Raw genomic sequence first — 1,353 nt, 5'->3', positions numbered from 1 at the left:
TGAACTACCCCGGGTTTAATGCACACCTTCTTTCGAGGGAAGGTAGTTCGCATCATGCCCAAAACATACGACGAGGAGTTCAAGTCCCGCGCTGTGCGGCTGGTTGCTGAGCATTGCGAGGAGTACCACAGCCAGTGGGCCTGTATCCAGGCCGTCGCGCTGCGATTGGGTATTTCTCCTGAGACGCTGCGCCGGTGGGTGCGCCAGGGTGAGGTCGACGGTGGTGAACGCGAGGGGGTTGCCAGCGACGTCGCTCGGGAGAACCGTGAACTCAAACGGAAAAACCGCGAGCTAGAAGAAACCATCGAAATCCTGAAGGCGGCAACGAGTTTCTTCGCGCGGGAGAGCGACCCGCGACGCCGCTGACCTGTGCGTTCATCGCCGAGCATCGAGCTCGGTTCGGGGTCGCTCCGATCTGCCGCGTGCTCAGCGAGCACGGGTGCCCGATCGCCCCGAGAACCTTCTACGCCTGGTTGTCGCGGCCACCGTCGCGCCGGGCGCTGTGGGACATGACGATCACCTCCATCCTGGCCAGCTACTACGAACCCGACGAACGTGGCCGCCGCCCCCCGGAGTCGCTGTATGGGGCCACCAAGATGTGGGCCCACCTGCAACGCCAAGGCATCGCGGTGGCCCGCTGCACGGTAGAACGGCTGATGCGCGCCAACGGCTGGCAGGGGGTGACCCGCCGCAAGAAGATCCGCACCACCGTGGCTAATCCGACCGCCGGGCGCGCCCCCGACCTGGTGGACCGCCAGTTCCGGGTCAGCGCGCCCAACGTTCTGCTGGTGGCTGATTTCACCTATGTCCGCCTGGTCAGCGGGACGTTCGTCTATACGGCGTTTGCCATCGACGCCTACGCGGGGCGCATCGTGGGCTGGCAATGCTCAGCCGGCAAAAGCGACCACTTTGTGCGTGCGGCGATTCGCCAAGCCGCCGAACTGCGCCGTCGTGAAGGTAACCCGTTGACCGGCACCACGATTCATCATTCCGATGCCGGATCGCAATACACCTCGGTGCGGTTCGGGGAAACCCTGGCCCTGTCCGGGCTGATGGCCTCGATCGGGTCGGTCGGCGACGCCTACGACAACGCCCTGGCCGAGACCACCATCGGGTTGTACAAAACCGAAGCCGCCCGCGACGATTCACCCTTTCGACACGGCCCGCTACACCGCCTAGTTGATGTCGAACTGCTGACCGCCGACTGGGTGCACTGGTACAACACCGAACGCCTCATGCATCGCCTTGGCCGGATCCCACCAACCGAATACGAAGCCAACCACTACGCTACAAACACAGTCGAACACCAGACTGCACACCAATAACCAGGTGCGCACCGAACCCGGGGCGATT

At 63.8% G+C, this 1,353-nt stretch carries 1 protein-coding gene; it reads left to right on the top strand.

Going from position 1 to position 1,353, the window contains the following annotated elements:
- The first annotated feature begins 54 nt into the window (after nt 1–54).
- Nucleotides 55–1,325 (top strand): IS3 family transposase gene (locus AC5Y2L_RS28530; protein ID WP_499940087.1). Its coding sequence is split into 2 segments (ribosomal slippage): nt 55–328 and nt 328–1,325, totalling 1,272 coding nucleotides; the frame shifts between segments, so codons are not numbered across the junction.
- The last annotated feature ends 28 nt before the right edge of the window (nt 1,326–1,353 follow it).

The sequence above is a fragment of the Mycobacterium sp. NGS66 genome, assembly GCF_059812225.1.
Note: the sequence above shows the minus strand (reverse complement) of the source record. Positions and strands in the feature narration are given on the sequence as shown.